This is a genomic window from Desulfovibrio sp. 86 (assembly GCF_902702915.1).
Lineage (GTDB): Bacteria > Desulfobacterota > Desulfovibrionia > Desulfovibrionales > Desulfovibrionaceae > Desulfovibrio.
In genome coordinates this window covers 1,418,337-1,432,304 of sequence record NZ_LR738849.1, presented here as the reverse complement: position 1 = coordinate 1,432,304, position 13,968 = coordinate 1,418,337, and the positions used below count along the sequence as shown (strand labels likewise).

Below are 13,968 nucleotides of genomic sequence, written 5' to 3'. Positions count from 1 at the left end.
CCATTGGCGCTGCCGCCGCAGCTTCAGCTTTTTTGCCGGTTGCCGCCACCGGCCAATGGTCTGCCCAGCATTTTTACAATCAGGACAAAGAACAGCGGCGTAAAATAGATGCCAAGCGCGGTTGCCGTGAGCATGCCCGCCATCACCACAGTGCCCAGGGCGTTCTGCGCTCCGGCCCCGGCTCCGCTGCTCAATGCCAGAGGGATGACGCCCAGGATAAAGCACAGGGAGGTCATGAGGATGGGCCTCAGACGCAGCCGTGACGCCTCAATGGCGGCGGCGATCAGGCTTTTGCCAGCCCTGTGCTGGGCGCGGGCGAATTCCACAATCAGGATGGAGTTCTTGGCGGACAGGCCCACGATGGTCAGCACCGCGATCTGAAAGTAGACGTCATTGTTCAGCCCGCGCAACCAGGCCCCGGCAAGCGCGCCCACAAGGCCGGTGGGCACTGCCAGCAGCACGGATACGGGGATGCTCCAGCTTTCATACAGGGCCGCCAGACTGAGAAAGACCACCAGCAGGGATATGGCATAGAGCATGGGCGCCTGATTACCGGAAAGCCTCTCCTGATAAGATAGTCCTGTCCAGGCAAAGTCAAATCCCGGCGGCAGATCTTTGGCGCTGGCCTCCATAGCCTTCATGGCCTGGCCGGAGCTCTGGCCAGGCGCGGCCTCACCTTCAATTTTCACCGCGGGTACGCCCTGATAACGGGTAAGTTTGGGCGAAGCGTTGATGGATTCCACATCAATAAAACTGGCAAAGGGAACCATTTCATCCACACTGTTGCGCACATAATAGCGGCGAAAGTCTTCCGCGCTGGAGCGAAAGGCCGGTTCCGCCTGCAGGTACACCTTCTTGGTGCGCCCCTTGTCCACAAAGTCATTGATGTATTCCCCGCCCCAATATGCGCCTATGGCCCCGTTGACCACGGCTATGTTCAGGCCCTGGGCCCCTGCCTTGTCGCTGTCGATGATCAAGCGGTACTGCTCGGCATCGTCCAGGCCGCTGTACCGGGCATTGGCGATGGCCTTCTGCGTGGCGGCCTTTTGCAGCAGAGCGTCTTTGGCCGCCATCAGCGCCTCGTGCCCCCTGTTGCCCCGGTCCATCAGTTCCATATTGAAGCCGGAAGAGTTGCCAAGCTCCATAACGGCGGGGGGAGCCATGACAAAAAGCTGGGCTTCGGGGATGTCCGCAAACCGGGCATTGGCCCTGCTCATGATGTCAAAAACCCCTTGCCCCTTGCCGCGTTCGCCCCAGTCCTTGAGCAGGGCGAAAGCCATGCCCGAACCCTGGCCCGTGCCGCTGAAGCCCCAGCCCATGACAGTAAAGACGCTCTCCACGGCCTCTTTTTCGTCCTGGCGAAAATAGTCTTCCACCTGCGCCAGCACCTTGGCCGTGCGTTCGAAGGAGGCCCCCGGCGGCAACTGGATATCGAGAAAAAGTATGCCCTGATCTTCTTCCGGCAAAAACGCGCCGGGCAACTGGAACAGCAGGACAGCGCATACGGCGAGGCCCGCCACAAAGAAGCCGACCCAGCGTTTGGGTTTGTCGAGCATGGGGCGCAGGCTGACGGCGTAGCGCCGCGTCAGGCGGTCAAACCAGCGGTTGAACCGGCCAAACAGTCCCTCGCCCTGGCCGGGGGCGTGTGTGTGCAGCATGATGGCGCACAGGGCTGGCGTGAGCACAATGGCCACCAGCACCGACAGTACCATAGACGTAACAATGGTTATGGAAAACTGGCGGTAGATGACGCCAGTGGACCCGGACATGAAGGCCATGGGCACAAAAACGGCCGAAATGACCACGGCCACGCCCACCAGCGCGCCCGTGATTTCCCGCATGGACTTGAGGGCAGCCTCCTTGGGACTGAGCATTTCGTCCCGCATGAGGCGCTCCACGTTTTCAACAACCACAATGGCGTCGTCCACCAGCAGGCCGATGGCCAGCACCATACCGAACATGGTCAGGGTGTTGATGGAGTATCCCGCCAGAGACAGCACGGCAAACACGCCCAGCAAGACCACAGGCACGGTGATGGCGGGAATCAGCGTGGAGCGGAAGCTCTGCAAGAACAGAAACATGACGGCAACCACAAGAACCACGGCCTCCAGCAGGGTGTGCACTACCGAACTTATGGATTTTTCCACAATGGGGGCCCTGTCGTCGGCAAAGGCATACTGCATGCCCTGGGGGAAAAAGCGCGAAAGGGAGGCCAGTTCGGCCTTGATGGCGTTCGTGGTCTTGATGACGTTGGCGCCTGAGGCCAGCTTTACGGCCGCGCCCACGGAAGGGTTGCCGTTAAAGCGCGACTGCCCCATAAAGGTTTCTTCATTGAGCTCCACGCGGGCCACCTGGCCGAGCCGCAGTATCGAACCATCGGCTTCGGTGCGCAGGCGTATGCGCTGGAACTCATCCACTGTTTGCAAGCGGGATGCGGCATTGACCGTGATGCTGATTTCCTGTCCCGGCATTGCGGGGCCTGCGCCAGTCTGACCGCCCGCCACCTGTGCGTTCTGTGCCTGCACGGCTGCCACAATGTCCTGCGGGTTCAGGCGGTATTGCTCCATTTTTGCCGGGTCGCACCAGATGCGCATGGCATTGACGCCGCCGTAAAGCGTGGTGGAGCCGACGCCTTCCACCCGGTTGAGCTGGTCTATAAGGTTGCTGGCCACATAGTCGCTGATTTCGCCCGCGCTCATAGAGGCGTCATCAACATAAAAAGCTATGGTCATAAAGGAGTTTTCCACTGCCTTGCTGACCTGCAATCCCTGGCGCTGCACGGATTCCGGCAGCATGGGCAAGGCCTGCTGCAACTTGTTCTGCACCTGCACCTGGGCAATATCGATATTGGTGCCCGCCTCAAAGGTAAACACCATTTCCACGTTGCCATACGAATCGCTGGATGAATTCATATAGAGCAGGTTGTCGATGCCCTTCATCTGCTGTTCGATGACCTGGGTTACGCTCTGGTCCACAATTGCCGCTGAAGCGCCCGGATACTGGCCGTTGATGGAAATTTGCGGCGAGGCAATGTCGGGGTACTGGGCGATGGGCAGGCTGCGCAGGGCAAGCCCCCCGGCCAGCATGAGCAAGATGGCCAGTACGGTGGCGAATATGGGTCGGTTGATAAAGAAGGCGGCCATCTATCGCCCACCCTGATTGTTGTGGCCGTCCTGCGTGTCGGCCCTGGGCTGCGCGCTGACTTGCGTGCTGGCCTCCGCCTGCCACGGGGTTCCGGCAGCCTTGCCGCCGGGCACGGCTTTTTGCAGCCCCTCAATGACCACGAGGTCACCGGCTTCGAGGCCGGAGCGCACAAGCCAGCGGTTGCCGTGGGGGCGGTCAAGCTGCACATTTTTTTTCTGTACCGTAAATGTCGGGGCCGCGCCCTGCAGGGTCAGGACAAAATGGCGTCCCTCACTGTCAGTCATGACAGCCCGTTGGGGAACAAGAAGCGCGTTTTCGATGACGCCTTCTTCGATGAGCACGCGGGCGTACATGCCCGGCAAGAGCAGTCCTTCGGGATTGGGAAACAGGGCGCGCAGGCTCACGTTGCCGGTGGACTGGGCCACGCTTATTTCCGCAAACAGCAGGTCGCCCGTAATCCAGTGCAGTTCGGCCCCTGCCGTGTCCGCCGTATTGGCCGCCCCATCTGCATTTGGCGCGTCCGCCGCATTTTGCGCACCCGCCGCAGTTGGCGCAGTTAGTGCATTTGACGCGGCGTACGGCGTGCCGTCTTCAAGAATAAGGCGCGCCCCGCTGGCGCCCTTTCCCCAGGCCGGGCCAAGGGACGCGGCAAGGCGGCGCAGGCGCAGCATGCTGGCGCTGGGCTGGGTGATGTCCACATATACGTGGTCAATCTGCTGTATGACCGCCAGAGGGCTTGTCTGGTTGGCCGTGACAAGCGCGCCCCGCGTGACCGACGACCTGCCGATCTTTCCGGCCACAGGAGCCTTGATGCGCGTATAGTCAAGATTGATCTCCGCCGTTTCCAGCGCGGCACGTGCCCTGGCCACGCGCGCCCTGGCCCGGCCCAGTTCGGCCTGCACGTCGTCCAGCTCCTGCTGGCTCACGGCATTGGCCCTGGCCAGCACCCTGACGCGGGCTTCGCGTTTCTGCTGGGCCGCCGCATGCACCTGGGCTTCCTCCAGTTCGGCTTTGGCGGTGTTTCTGGCTGCCTCATATACGGCGGGGTCGATCTGGTAAAGCGTCTGCCCCTTGGCTACGACCGCCCCTTCTTCAAACAAGCGTTGCTGTATGATGCCGTCCACCTGCGGGCGCACTTCGGCCGTGACCAGAGCCGCCACACGGCCGGGCAGTTCGCTGGTCAGCACAAGGCGCTCCGGCGTCACGGGCAGATAGCGCGCCTGCGGCGTGTCGGTTGCGGGGTGCTCCTGATCGCTGCAACCGGCCTGCGCCAGACAGAGGCAGAGCAGGGCGGCGAGGGCGGTGAGAAGCCGGACGTTACGGGGATTCGTGGCTTTTGGGGGTATGGTCATCGTTTCCTCTTGAGGCGGGCGCTGCGCGATTTTATGGCTATTCGTCTTGCTGTCAGTCTTGCTTTTCATAGTGACGTCAGTCACCATAAGGTATGGAGTAACTCCAGAGTCAAGGGGGACATATGAAGTATTTGAGCACGGGAGAATTCGCCAGGCTGTGCAGAACGCGAAAAGACACCTTGCTGTTTTATGACAAGGAAGGATTGCTGAAGCCGCGCCTTGTGTCGGAAAATGGCTACAGGCGCTATCACATCGGGCAGTTTTATGAATTCGACATGGTGGCCATGCTCAAGGAAACGGGCAGTTCGCTGAAGGAAATACGCACCTTCATGCAGGAACCCGATCCTGCGGGCCTGCTGACGCATCTTGAGGAAAAAAAGCGGCTCCTGCATCGGGAGCGCATGCGTATGGCCGCCAGGGAAAAAATGCTTGAAGCGACCATAGCCTTTGGCCATGAAGCACTGAACGCCCGCTACGACGTCCTGGACCTTGTGAAAATGCCGGAAGAGCGGCTTGAATTGACGCCTGTGAGCGAAGAAGACCAGGCAACCGAAGAAGGTTCCATTGAAATATTTGCCGAATTTGCAGAAAAGTTTGAAAAGCAGGGGCGTCCTGTGCCCATGCCTCTTGGTTTTCTGGCGGAAAAGGAAAAGATTTCTACCCGCGTGTATCTGGCGGACTATTTTTTCTGCGGCGCATCAAGGGAAAGCAGACGCGAAAACCTGTTCATTCGCCCCGCCGGGTTGTACGCGAGGTTTTATCATAAAGGTGATACCCAAAGCCATGCAGATGCCTACAGCCGCATGGTGGACGCCATTGAGCAGCGCGGCTGGGTCATCAACGGCCACATGTACGGCTATGACATGGCCAGTTATATCATTTCCACAAACCCCATGGAGTACGTGGCAAAGTACTGCGTCCCGGTATGCGTTACCGAAAATGGGGCGCAGGCACAGACCCAGGAATAGGACCAGGGGCAGGAGTAGAGCGCATACATTTTTTCAAGGGTAGCAGGCAAAGATAAGAGTTTTGGGGGGTGGGGGCGTGGGGGAGGGACCCTTTTGCAAAAGGGTCCCTCCCCCACAAAGCATTTTTTCAAACAGCACGCGCCTGTCGGGGGCGGCTACTTGTTCAGTTTTTCGGCTATGAGCTCACGAATGATCTTGCTGAGGCCGGGCAGGTCGGGCTTGGACACCTGCTTGTCTGCCCCCACCTTGACGCCCTTGGCGTACAGGGCTTCGGTGATGAGCGAAGAAAAGAGGATGATGGGCAGGGTGTTCATGCCGGGGGTGTCGCGAATTTTTGCCGTGAGCATGTGGCCGTCCATTTCGGGCATCTCGATGTCCGAAATGACCAGATGGACGATGTCGGTAAGTTCCTTGCCCTGGGCCTGGGCTTCGTCGCGGGTTTTTTGCAGAAATTCCCAGGCCTGACGTCCGCTGGCCACGGCCGTGACCTGAAAGCCGGATTTTTGCAGCGAGGACTTGATGATGTGGCGCAGCGAGTTGGAATCGTCGGCCACAAGCAGATGAAACTGGGCCGCGCCCTCCACGGGCGAGGTGTCCACCTTGATCTGCGACATGTCCAGCGTGCTGTCCAGGCTGGCCAGAATTTTTTCCATATCCAGAATAAAGAGCACTCTGTCCTGAATGCGCAGCACGCCGGTGATGCTGTCGCGCGAGTAGTTCTGCACGTACTGGTTCGGCGGTTCGATGCGGTCCCAGGTCATGCGGTGGATGCTCGTGACGGACGAGACCAGAAATGCCGCCTGCACCCCGCTGAACTCCGTTACAATGACCTTGGCGTTGGACTCCTCGGCCATGGTTTTGCCGAGCCATGTGGCAAGATTGAGGATAGGCAGCACCTTGCCCCGCAGATTGAAGGTGCCGAGCACCGAAGGATCACATTTGCTGGGCACGCTGGTGATGTTGGGCAGGCGGATGATCTCGAGCACCTTGGCCACGTTGATGCCATAGTGCCCGCTGTAGGAGCTGCCGTCCGGCTGCTTCTCGTCGATGATAAATTCAATGATCTCAAGTTCATTGTTATTGACGTTGAGCAAGCTGTTCTGCGACATGGCTTTTTTCCTGTCTATCCGAGCCGATTGCGCGGCCGAGTCTTGTTCAAAACGGGGGGGAGCGCCTGGTATGGAGTCTGGCGCTGCTGTTCTCATCGACCAGAAAGCCGAACTCTTAAGGCGTAGCTGTTTTCTTGCGTTGCGGGCGCGGCGTTTTGGGGGGCTCAAGTTTTGGGCAGAACGCCGCCATTTCACACTGGCCGCACAGGGGCTTGCGCGCCTCGCACACTTCGCGGCCAAACCAGACCATGCGGTGGTTCACATCGCCCCAGTCCTCACGTGGAAAAAGCTTCATGAGATCGCGCTCAATGGGGACAGGGTCTGTTTCTTCAGTAAGTCCAAGGCGATAGCTGATGCGTTTTACGTGCGTGTCCACAGCAAGCCCTTCATTGATGCCAAAAGCCCCGAACAGCACCACATTGGCCGTCTTGCGCGCCACGCCCGGCAGGGTGATGAGTTCTTCAAGGGTCTTGGGCACCTGCCCGCCGTAAACGTCGCATACGCGGACAGCCGCTCCCAGCAGGTTTTTGGCCTTGCTGTGGTAGAATCCTGTGGGGCGGATAACCGTTTCTATCTCTTCAATGCCTGCTTTGGCCATCTCTCCGGGGCCGGGCCAGCGGCGAAACAGTTCCGGGGTGACGGTATTGACCCTGGCGTCTGTACACTGGGCGGCCAGCACCGTGGCTACCAACAGCTGCCAGGCGGTTTCGGCGTCCAGATGGGTATGCGGATGGGGGTAGCGGGTCCGCAGCGCCTCAAGAACTTTTTTCGCCCGGGCCGGGCGGGTGTTCTTCGTGCTCATGCTTGACATATGCCACAGGCGCAAACTGCCCGCAAGTTTTACGCAGGATGCGGCGGCCAGTGGAGGCCGGTCGCGAGGCCAGTGCGCGCCCAGTGGCGAGCCCGCCGCAGGGCTGCGGCGGGCAGTCGTGATCGTTCGCCCGTTTGCACCTGGCCGTCCGGCCTTTGTTTTTTGCGCGTTTGCGTATAAACTTGCCGCCAGATATCCACAGGCGGAGGAAGACCATGTCCTTTCTGGTTTACGTCACTGCCCCGGATGAAGCGCTTGCCCTTACCCTTGCCAGAGCGTTGGTGGGCGAGGGGCTTGCCGCCGGCGTCAACATCGTGCCCGGCGCGCGCTCCATATACCGCTGGCGCGGTGAGGTGCATGACGTTGAGGAACATCTGCTTGTGGCCCAGGTGAGCCGTGCGGCCCTGCCAGCCTTTGAGGCGGCGGTAAAGCGCCTGCACAGTTATGAGGTTCCCTGCATGGTGGCGGTGCCCATTGAGGCGGGGCACGGGCCTTTTCTGGACTGGATCCGGGAAAACAGCCGTCCGCCCGCTCCCGCAGACGACTAGAGCATTTTGCCTTTGAAAAAGGGTACATGCGTTCACGCCGCACAAGATATTTTTTACCCTATAACGCGAGGATCCTATGGCCATTTACGTTTCCGGCTCGCTGGCCTTTGACCGCATTATGACCTTTCCCGGCAATTTTCAGGATCATATCCTCATGGACAAGCTGCACATGATCAATGTCAGCTTCATGGTGGACGGCATGGACGAAAGGCGCGGAGGCTGCGCGGGCAATATTGCCTATACCCTTGCCTTGCTTGGTGAAAAACCTGTGATTGTGGCGGCGGCCGGACGTGACTTCGACTCCTACGCCCTGACGCTGACCGCCCACGGTCTGCCCCTGGACGGCATTCGCCGTGCGGAGGACGTGTTCACGGCCCTGTGCTACATCACCACAGACATGAACAGCAACCAGATCACCGGCTTTTACCCTGGGGCCATGACCCTGCCCGCCGAGTATGACTTCCCCGGCCTCGACGCGCGGCAGGATCTGGCCATCGTGTCTCCCGGCAATGTGGAAGACATGCGCCGCCTACCCCGTCTGTACCGTGAAAAGGGCGTGCCCTATATTTTCGATCCCGGCCAGCAGTTGCCCGTGCTCACCAGCCAGGAACTGCTTGAAGCCATTGAAGGCTCGCTGGCCTGCATCACCAACGACTATGAACTGAACATGATCTGCAAGGCCACGGGCAAGAGCGAGGCTGAAATCGCGGCGCGCACCCAGTGGCTTGTGACCACCCTTGGCTCGGAGGGCGCGCAAGTGCGCGGCAAGGGCGAAAACATACGCATCGCGCCCGTGCCCATCAGCAAGGTGCTGGACCCCACCGGCGCGGGCGACGCCCACCGTGCGGGGCTTATCAAGGGGCTGGTGCACGGTCTTGCCATGCCGGAAGCCGCCAGGCTTGGCTCCGTCAGCGCGAGCTTTGCCCTGGAAAAGCTGGGCACGCAGGAACACACCTTAACGCCCGCAGACTTTTGTCAGCGGTACGAGGCCGTTTTCGGGCCCATGCCCAAGGGCATTTTTGCCGCGTAACATTTTCGGGCAGCAGGCGGGCCGGGCGGCGCAGAAGCATAGCCCCCGGTCTGCCTGCCCGCCCTGCGGGCAAAGCCTCACGCCGCGTTCGCGTCTTGCCAAACGAAATAAATCAGCGTTTCCTTAGACTTTGCCGGAGGGATTATGCTGTACGTCACTCTCATGATTCTGGCGGGCTGTCTGACGGCCATGCAGTCGCCCATCAACGCGGCCCTGAGCCGCACAGTGGGCGTGCTGGAAAGCAGCTTTGTCTCTTTTGCCTGCGGGGCGCTGTTTCTTGGGCTTGCCATGCTTTTTTTCGGGCGCGGGCACATATGGCGGCTGGCCGAAGCGCCTTCCTGGCAGTGGATAGGCGGCATTTTCGGGGCCATCATGGTGCTGAACACCATCATCGCCGTGCCGCGCATTGGCGTGCTGGCTACCGCCATGGCCATGATTTTCGGCAATCTTCTTATGGCGGCCATTATTGACAACTATGGCTGGTTCAGCGTGCCAGTGACGCCCTTTGGCTGGAGCAGGCTTTTGGGCTTTATCTTGGTGCTGGCCGGTCTGGCTCTGGTGTTTCGGCGTTAGGCAGGGTGCGCTCATGACGACACTGGCCAAGGATGGCTGCGCGCAAACTTGGGGTTGTCTGCTCTCAAAAATGCTTGCCTGTTTGTGGCAAGACATACAACCCAAGATATACAACCAAGGATGAATCATGCGTGTGGATGCGGTAAAGGCCGTGCTGGCAAGTCACGGTCTGGCAGAGGCATATATGGAATTTGCGGTGTCGAGCGCCACTGTGGATCTGGCCGCAGCGGCGGTGGGTTGCGAGCCGGGGCGTATTGCCAAGAGCCTTTCGGTCATGGGTATGGACGGCCCAATGGTGCTGGTGGTTATGGGCACGGCCAGGCTGGACAACCGCAAGTTCAAGGATGTTTTTGGCTGCAAGCCCCGCTTCATCAAGCCCGAAGAGTTGTCTGACATGGTGGGGCATCCCATGGGCGGCGTCTGCCCCTTTGCGCTGCACGACACTGTGCGCGTGTATCTTGATGCGAGCCTCAGGCGCTTTGACCCCGTATACCCTGCGGCTGGCGCGCCCAATAATGCGGTGCGGGTAACGCTGGACGCGCTTGAACGCATCACCGGGGGAACCTGGGTTGATGTGTGCAAGGAGGAGCAGCCCGCCTGAGCGGGCCAGAGGCACGGATGCGCAAATGGCCGAGATGCGCTCGGTGCGAGAGGGACAACGCGGGGCGCGTTGTGCCCCTGGCGCTGCCCCTGCCCGGGGGCCTTGCAAGTGCAGCAGCCATCCCACGCAGCGCTGGGACACGTTCCCACTTTTACAGGTAAAATGCTCTAAAAGCGCCGCCTGTGATGGCAGCCCTCGTGACCACAGGGCTGGTCCGAGCCTTCGCAAAGTTTGTATTCGCCGCCCTCTATGCGCAGCATCTTGCCGTTGACCAGAGCGTCGGCCAGTTTTTTGCGCGCCTCCGCATAGATGCTTTGCACAGTGGTGCGGGCGATCTCCATTTTTTCGGCGCAGGCTTCCTGCGTGAATCCTTCCAGATCAATCAGGCGGACGGTTTCATACTGGTCCACAGTCATGACCACGGCTTCGGCGTGCATGCCGTGCATGCCGTGTCCCGATCCGGGGCCGCCGCCGTGGCCTCCGTGTCCGCCGCGTCCCGATCCGGGGCCGCCGCCGGGGCGCATGCCTCGACCGGAGGGGGGCGCATCCGGCGCGGGGCCGCCGTCAGGCCCGGCCATGGGGCCGAAACATGTGCTCTGGGGCATGCAGCAAACTCTGCGCCATTTTTTGGGTCTTGGCATGGGTTTTCTCTCGGTAACTCGTGAAGCCGCTCCGGCAGGGAGCGGCCTTTTGGCATCAGACGATGCGAACCGGCAATGGGGGCAGGATACCCCTAATCGCCCGTGCCGTCACCTGCGGGTTCGGCGGGGGCTGCGTCAGTGGACGTGTTCCGGCCCTGAGTCATGACGTTGCCGCTGCGGCACTGGCCCATGCCCTGACCGTTCCGGCCCATGCCCATACCCTGCCCATTGCGTCCACGGCCGCCGTTGCCGCCGTTGCGCCGGCACTGGGCCTTGCCCATGCCCATACCCTGGCCGTCCTGAGGCATGCCCAAGCCCTGGCGATTCTGACCGTCCTGGCCGTCCTGGCGCATGTCCATTCCCTGTCCGCCACGTTGCATGCCCATGCCCTGTCCGTCGCGTCCACGGCGGCACTGGCCCATGCCCATGCCGTTGCGCCCACGGCCACCGTTGCCGCCGTGGCGTCGGCACTGAGCCATACCCATACCCTGACCGTTTCGGGCCATGTCCATGTTCTGGCCGTCCTGGGGCATGTCGTCAGTGGCGTTCATGCCGCCGCGCATGCCACCGTGCATGCCATGGGCACCGTGGCTGCCGCGCCCTGTCTGGCGGAACTCCTGAGGATTGTTCTGATTGTCGTTGTACATATACATCTCCTTGATGTGGGGTAGTACTGTTGTTGGTTATTGTTGCGTGCGCCCTTGGGGCGGCTTGCTATTGCCGACATATGTCAAAAACAAAATAGGGCTTGTTTGTGGCATATGTCAATAACAAAAAATCAAAAACCTCAAAACTCTTTGCCAGAAGAGCTGCACAACGCAACTGAAAGGCAAAGATATTTTTTAAAAACAGCCGGTTGTCTGGAAGAAAAATATCGTACCTGGGGGCATCGCACGCCTGCCATCGCTCAACTGGGGCAACGCACGCCTGACAACGCACATGTGGTCACTCTCAGACCAGTGCCCTGGCGGCTGCGCGCGGCGTTTCCCGTGGAGGCGTGTGAGCGGCCTGACTGGCAGGCACATGCAGGACGAGCGCGCTTAAGCTGAGTGGTTACAGGAAGAGGCCAGCAGTCGCAGTGCTGGTACGCATGAGACGGGGTAGTGAAGGTATGCCCCCTGACCTTTACGGCGCAGGGTTTCCGGTGGGGCCGTTCCAGGCAGGCGCTGGCGAGTTTTTGTCAGGGGGGCGGCAGTGCAGGGTTCCGCCGGACATGCAGATATACACGTTGACATATATATTTTATGAAGGATGAAAATGACAATCATTCTGAAAAGTTTTGAGCAGAGGCCCCGCAAAGGCGCGGCCTGCGGCGTCTGCGGGCAGCTTTACCTTATTTTTGTTTTATGGCTAACTTGGTGCAAACCAAGGAGCGAACATGCGTTCATATTTGCAGTTCATCAACGGTAAACTGGTTCCCGGTCTGTCGGACACCATGATAGAAGTGGAAAATCCTTCAACCGGAAAAATAATGGCCCATACTCCCAATGGCGGGCGCGAGGACGCCATGGCCGCCCTGGAGGCCGCCACCAGGGCGCAGAGCGGCTGGGCCGCCCTGAGCTCGGCTGCCCGCGCTGAATATCTGAAAAAATTCGCCGCCGTCATCCGCAAACACCGTCATGATCTGGGCCGCATCCTGGCTGAGGAGCAGGCCAAGACCCATCCGCTGGCGCAGGTGGAAGTGGATTTTACGGCAGACTACTTTGACTATTATGCCGGTTGGGCGCGCATCTATGAAGGGGAGATCATCCAGAGCGACCGCCCGCGTGAAAACATCCTGCTGTACCGCCAGCCCATTGGCGTGGTTGTGGGCATCTGCCCCTGGAACTTCCCCTTCTTTGTCATGGCCCGCAAGGTGGCCCCGTCCCTTCTGGTGGGCTGCACCGCCGTCATCAAACCCAGCAGCGTGGCCCCGGCCACCACAATGGAATTTGCCAGGCTGGTGGCCGAGGAGGTGGATCTGCCCGCAGGCGTGCTCAACATCATCACGGGCGGCGGCGGCAGCATGGGTGAGGCCCTGGCGTCCAGCCCGCAGGCGGACATGATTTCACTTACCGGCAGTGTTGAGGCCGGGCAACGCATTATCGCCGCCAGCGCGGAAAATGTTACCAAGGTTTCGCTGGAACTGGGCGGCAAGGCTCCGGCCATTGTGTGCCGGGACGCGGATATGGATCTGGCCGTCAAGGCTGTCACTGCCTCGCGCACCATCTTCAGCGGCCAGGTGTGCAACTGCGCAGAGCGGCTGTATGTGCACGAGAGTATTGCCGATCAGTTTGCGGAAAAACTGGCTGTGGCCTTTAACAGCGTGCGTCTGGGCAATCCCTTTGACGACCCCGCGCCCGACATGTGCAGTCAGATCAGTGCCGAACACCTTGAAAAGATCGAGGGCATGGTAAAGCGCGCCCAGGCCGACGGTGCGGAAACGGTCACTGGCGGGGCACGCGCGGCACAGGGAAGCGGGTATTTTTATACGCCGACCCTGCTGCGCAACTGCCGTCAGGACATGGAGATAGTACGCAAGGAAGTGTTTGGCCCCGTGCTGCCCATGCTGACCTTCCGCGAGCTGGATGAGGCCATCATGCTTGCCAATGACTGCGAATACGGCCTGACCTCGTCCATTTACACGAGCAATATCTCCAACGCCCTTGAGGCGGTCAACAAGCTGAAGTTTGGCGAAACCTACGTGAACCGCGAAAACTTCGAGGCCATGCAGGGCTTCCACGCGGGCTGGCGCAAGTCCGGCATCGGCGGAGCCGACGGCAAACACGGGCTGATGGAATATCTCCAAACCCACGTGGCCTACATTCAATATTAGGGAAACGCTGATTTATTCCGTTTGGCGGCGTTGCTTCACTTTTTTTGAAACAGTCGAGGACGGAAGAGTCCACTCCTGCTTCAAAAAAAGGTCGCGCCTTGCCAAACGAAACAACTGCGCGTTTCCAAAAGGCTCGTTCTCCATGATCTGACGGGTATAACTGAAAATTCATCTCGTGACGACACTGTCTTGAGCAGTTCGCGAATGAAATGGATCAACCTGGAGCAGTTTGCGAATGAAAGGAATTAACGGCTCTCTGCGGAACAGCCGTATGGACACGGCAGGCTGAAATACCCAAGTGACGCTCGGCATCGTGTTGTAGAAAACGCCATAGGTCGAAAACACCATCGCCCCCAAAAACGGGGCAGAACAAAAA

At 59.9% G+C, this 13,968-nt stretch carries 12 protein-coding genes; 6 read left to right on the top strand and 6 right to left on the bottom strand.

What is annotated here, in order from left to right; translation table 11 throughout:
- Positions 1–23: 23 nt before the first annotated feature.
- Both DESU86_RS06110 and DESU86_RS06105 read right to left on the bottom strand, forming a co-directional pair.
- Complete coding sequence (locus DESU86_RS06110) at positions 24–3,143, bottom strand: efflux RND transporter permease subunit (RefSeq protein WP_179980240.1); 3,120 nt, start codon at positions 3,141–3,143, stop codon at positions 24–26.
- Positions 3,144–4,496 carry an efflux RND transporter periplasmic adaptor subunit gene (locus DESU86_RS06105; RefSeq protein WP_179980239.1) on the bottom strand — a complete coding sequence of 451 codons (1,353 nt, stop codon included), beginning with the start codon at positions 4,494–4,496 and terminating at the stop codon, positions 3,144–3,146.
- A 122-nt stretch (positions 4,497–4,618) separates the two neighbouring features.
- On the opposite strand from DESU86_RS06105, the gene DESU86_RS06100 reads away from it, so the two are divergent.
- Positions 4,619–5,464 (top strand): MerR family transcriptional regulator, encoded by an 846-nt coding sequence (locus DESU86_RS06100; RefSeq protein ID WP_179980238.1) that lies wholly within the window; start codon positions 4,619–4,621, stop codon positions 5,462–5,464.
- Between the two features lie 155 nt (positions 5,465–5,619).
- Here the strand turns inward: DESU86_RS06100 and DESU86_RS06095 are convergent, their stop codons facing one another.
- Positions 5,620–6,573 (bottom strand): chemotaxis protein, encoded by a 954-nt coding sequence (locus DESU86_RS06095; protein ID WP_179980237.1) that lies wholly within the window; start codon positions 6,571–6,573, stop codon positions 5,620–5,622.
- Positions 6,574–6,688: 115 nt separating this feature from the next.
- Positions 6,689–7,375 carry an endonuclease III gene (nth, locus tag DESU86_RS06090; protein ID WP_179980236.1) on the bottom strand — a complete coding sequence of 229 codons (687 nt, stop codon included), beginning with the start codon at positions 7,373–7,375 and terminating at the stop codon, positions 6,689–6,691.
- A gap of 224 nt (positions 7,376–7,599) precedes the next feature.
- Between nth and cutA the strand changes: the two genes are divergently transcribed.
- The 4 genes from cutA to DESU86_RS06070 all read left to right on the top strand — a co-directional run bounded on the left by cutA (position 7,600) and on the right by DESU86_RS06070 (position 10,136).
- The gene (gene cutA / locus DESU86_RS06085; RefSeq protein ID WP_179980235.1) at positions 7,600–7,932 is read left to right on the top strand and encodes a divalent-cation tolerance protein CutA; all 333 of its coding nucleotides are present in this window, start codon (positions 7,600–7,602) and stop codon (positions 7,930–7,932) included.
- A gap of 76 nt (positions 7,933–8,008) precedes the next feature.
- Positions 8,009–8,962, top strand: a complete 954-nt coding sequence (locus DESU86_RS06080; RefSeq protein ID WP_179980234.1) for a carbohydrate kinase family protein — start codon at positions 8,009–8,011, stop codon at positions 8,960–8,962.
- A 144-nt stretch (positions 8,963–9,106) separates the two neighbouring features.
- Entirely contained in the window at positions 9,107–9,535 is a 429-nt protein-coding gene (locus DESU86_RS06075) for a DMT family transporter (protein ID WP_179980233.1), read from the top strand.
- A gap of 127 nt (positions 9,536–9,662) precedes the next feature.
- A complete protein-coding gene (locus DESU86_RS06070; protein ID WP_179980232.1) occupies positions 9,663–10,136 on the top strand; it encodes a YbaK/EbsC family protein in 474 nt (157 codons plus the stop codon).
- Between the two features lie 167 nt (positions 10,137–10,303).
- Here the strand turns inward: DESU86_RS06070 and DESU86_RS14495 are convergent, their stop codons facing one another.
- Together DESU86_RS14495 and DESU86_RS06060 are read right to left on the bottom strand one after the other, a co-directional pair.
- Positions 10,304–10,741 carry a DUF134 domain-containing protein gene (locus DESU86_RS14495; protein WP_232088279.1) on the bottom strand — a complete coding sequence of 146 codons (438 nt, stop codon included), beginning with the start codon at positions 10,739–10,741 and terminating at the stop codon, positions 10,304–10,306.
- A 128-nt stretch (positions 10,742–10,869) separates the two neighbouring features.
- Entirely contained in the window at positions 10,870–11,424 is a 555-nt protein-coding gene (locus DESU86_RS06060) for a hypothetical protein (protein ID WP_179980231.1), read from the bottom strand.
- Positions 11,425–12,155: 731 nt separating this feature from the next.
- On the opposite strand from DESU86_RS06060, the gene aldA reads away from it, so the two are divergent.
- Positions 12,156–13,592 (top strand): aldehyde dehydrogenase, encoded by a 1,437-nt coding sequence (aldA, locus tag DESU86_RS06055; protein ID WP_179980230.1) that lies wholly within the window; start codon positions 12,156–12,158, stop codon positions 13,590–13,592.
- The last annotated feature ends 376 nt before the right edge of the window (positions 13,593–13,968 follow it).

Bases quoted from the DNA above. Each gene is read 5' to 3' on its own strand.
- DESU86_RS06110 (WP_179980240.1), bottom strand. From the start codon at position 3,143: ATGGCCGCCTTCTTTATCAACCGACCCATATTCGCCACCGTACTGGCC.
- DESU86_RS06105 (WP_179980239.1), bottom strand. From the start codon at position 4,496: ATGACCATACCCCCAAAAGCCACGAATCCCCGTAACGTCCGGCTTCTC.
- DESU86_RS06100 (WP_179980238.1), top strand. From the start codon at position 4,619: ATGAAGTATTTGAGCACGGGAGAATTCGCCAGGCTGTGCAGAACGCGA.
- DESU86_RS06095 (WP_179980237.1), bottom strand. From the start codon at position 6,573: ATGTCGCAGAACAGCTTGCTCAACGTCAATAACAATGAACTTGAGATC.
- nth (WP_179980236.1), bottom strand. From the start codon at position 7,375: ATGAGCACGAAGAACACCCGCCCGGCCCGGGCGAAAAAAGTTCTTGAG.
- cutA (WP_179980235.1), top strand. From the start codon at position 7,600: ATGTCCTTTCTGGTTTACGTCACTGCCCCGGATGAAGCGCTTGCCCTT.
- DESU86_RS06080 (WP_179980234.1), top strand. From the start codon at position 8,009: ATGGCCATTTACGTTTCCGGCTCGCTGGCCTTTGACCGCATTATGACC.
- DESU86_RS06075 (WP_179980233.1), top strand. From the start codon at position 9,107: ATGCTGTACGTCACTCTCATGATTCTGGCGGGCTGTCTGACGGCCATG.
- DESU86_RS06070 (WP_179980232.1), top strand. From the start codon at position 9,663: ATGCGTGTGGATGCGGTAAAGGCCGTGCTGGCAAGTCACGGTCTGGCA.
- DESU86_RS14495 (WP_232088279.1), bottom strand. From the start codon at position 10,741: ATGCCCCAGAGCACATGTTTCGGCCCCATGGCCGGGCCTGACGGCGGC.
- DESU86_RS06060 (WP_179980231.1), bottom strand. From the start codon at position 11,424: ATGTACAACGACAATCAGAACAATCCTCAGGAGTTCCGCCAGACAGGG.
- aldA (WP_179980230.1), top strand. From the start codon at position 12,156: ATGCGTTCATATTTGCAGTTCATCAACGGTAAACTGGTTCCCGGTCTG.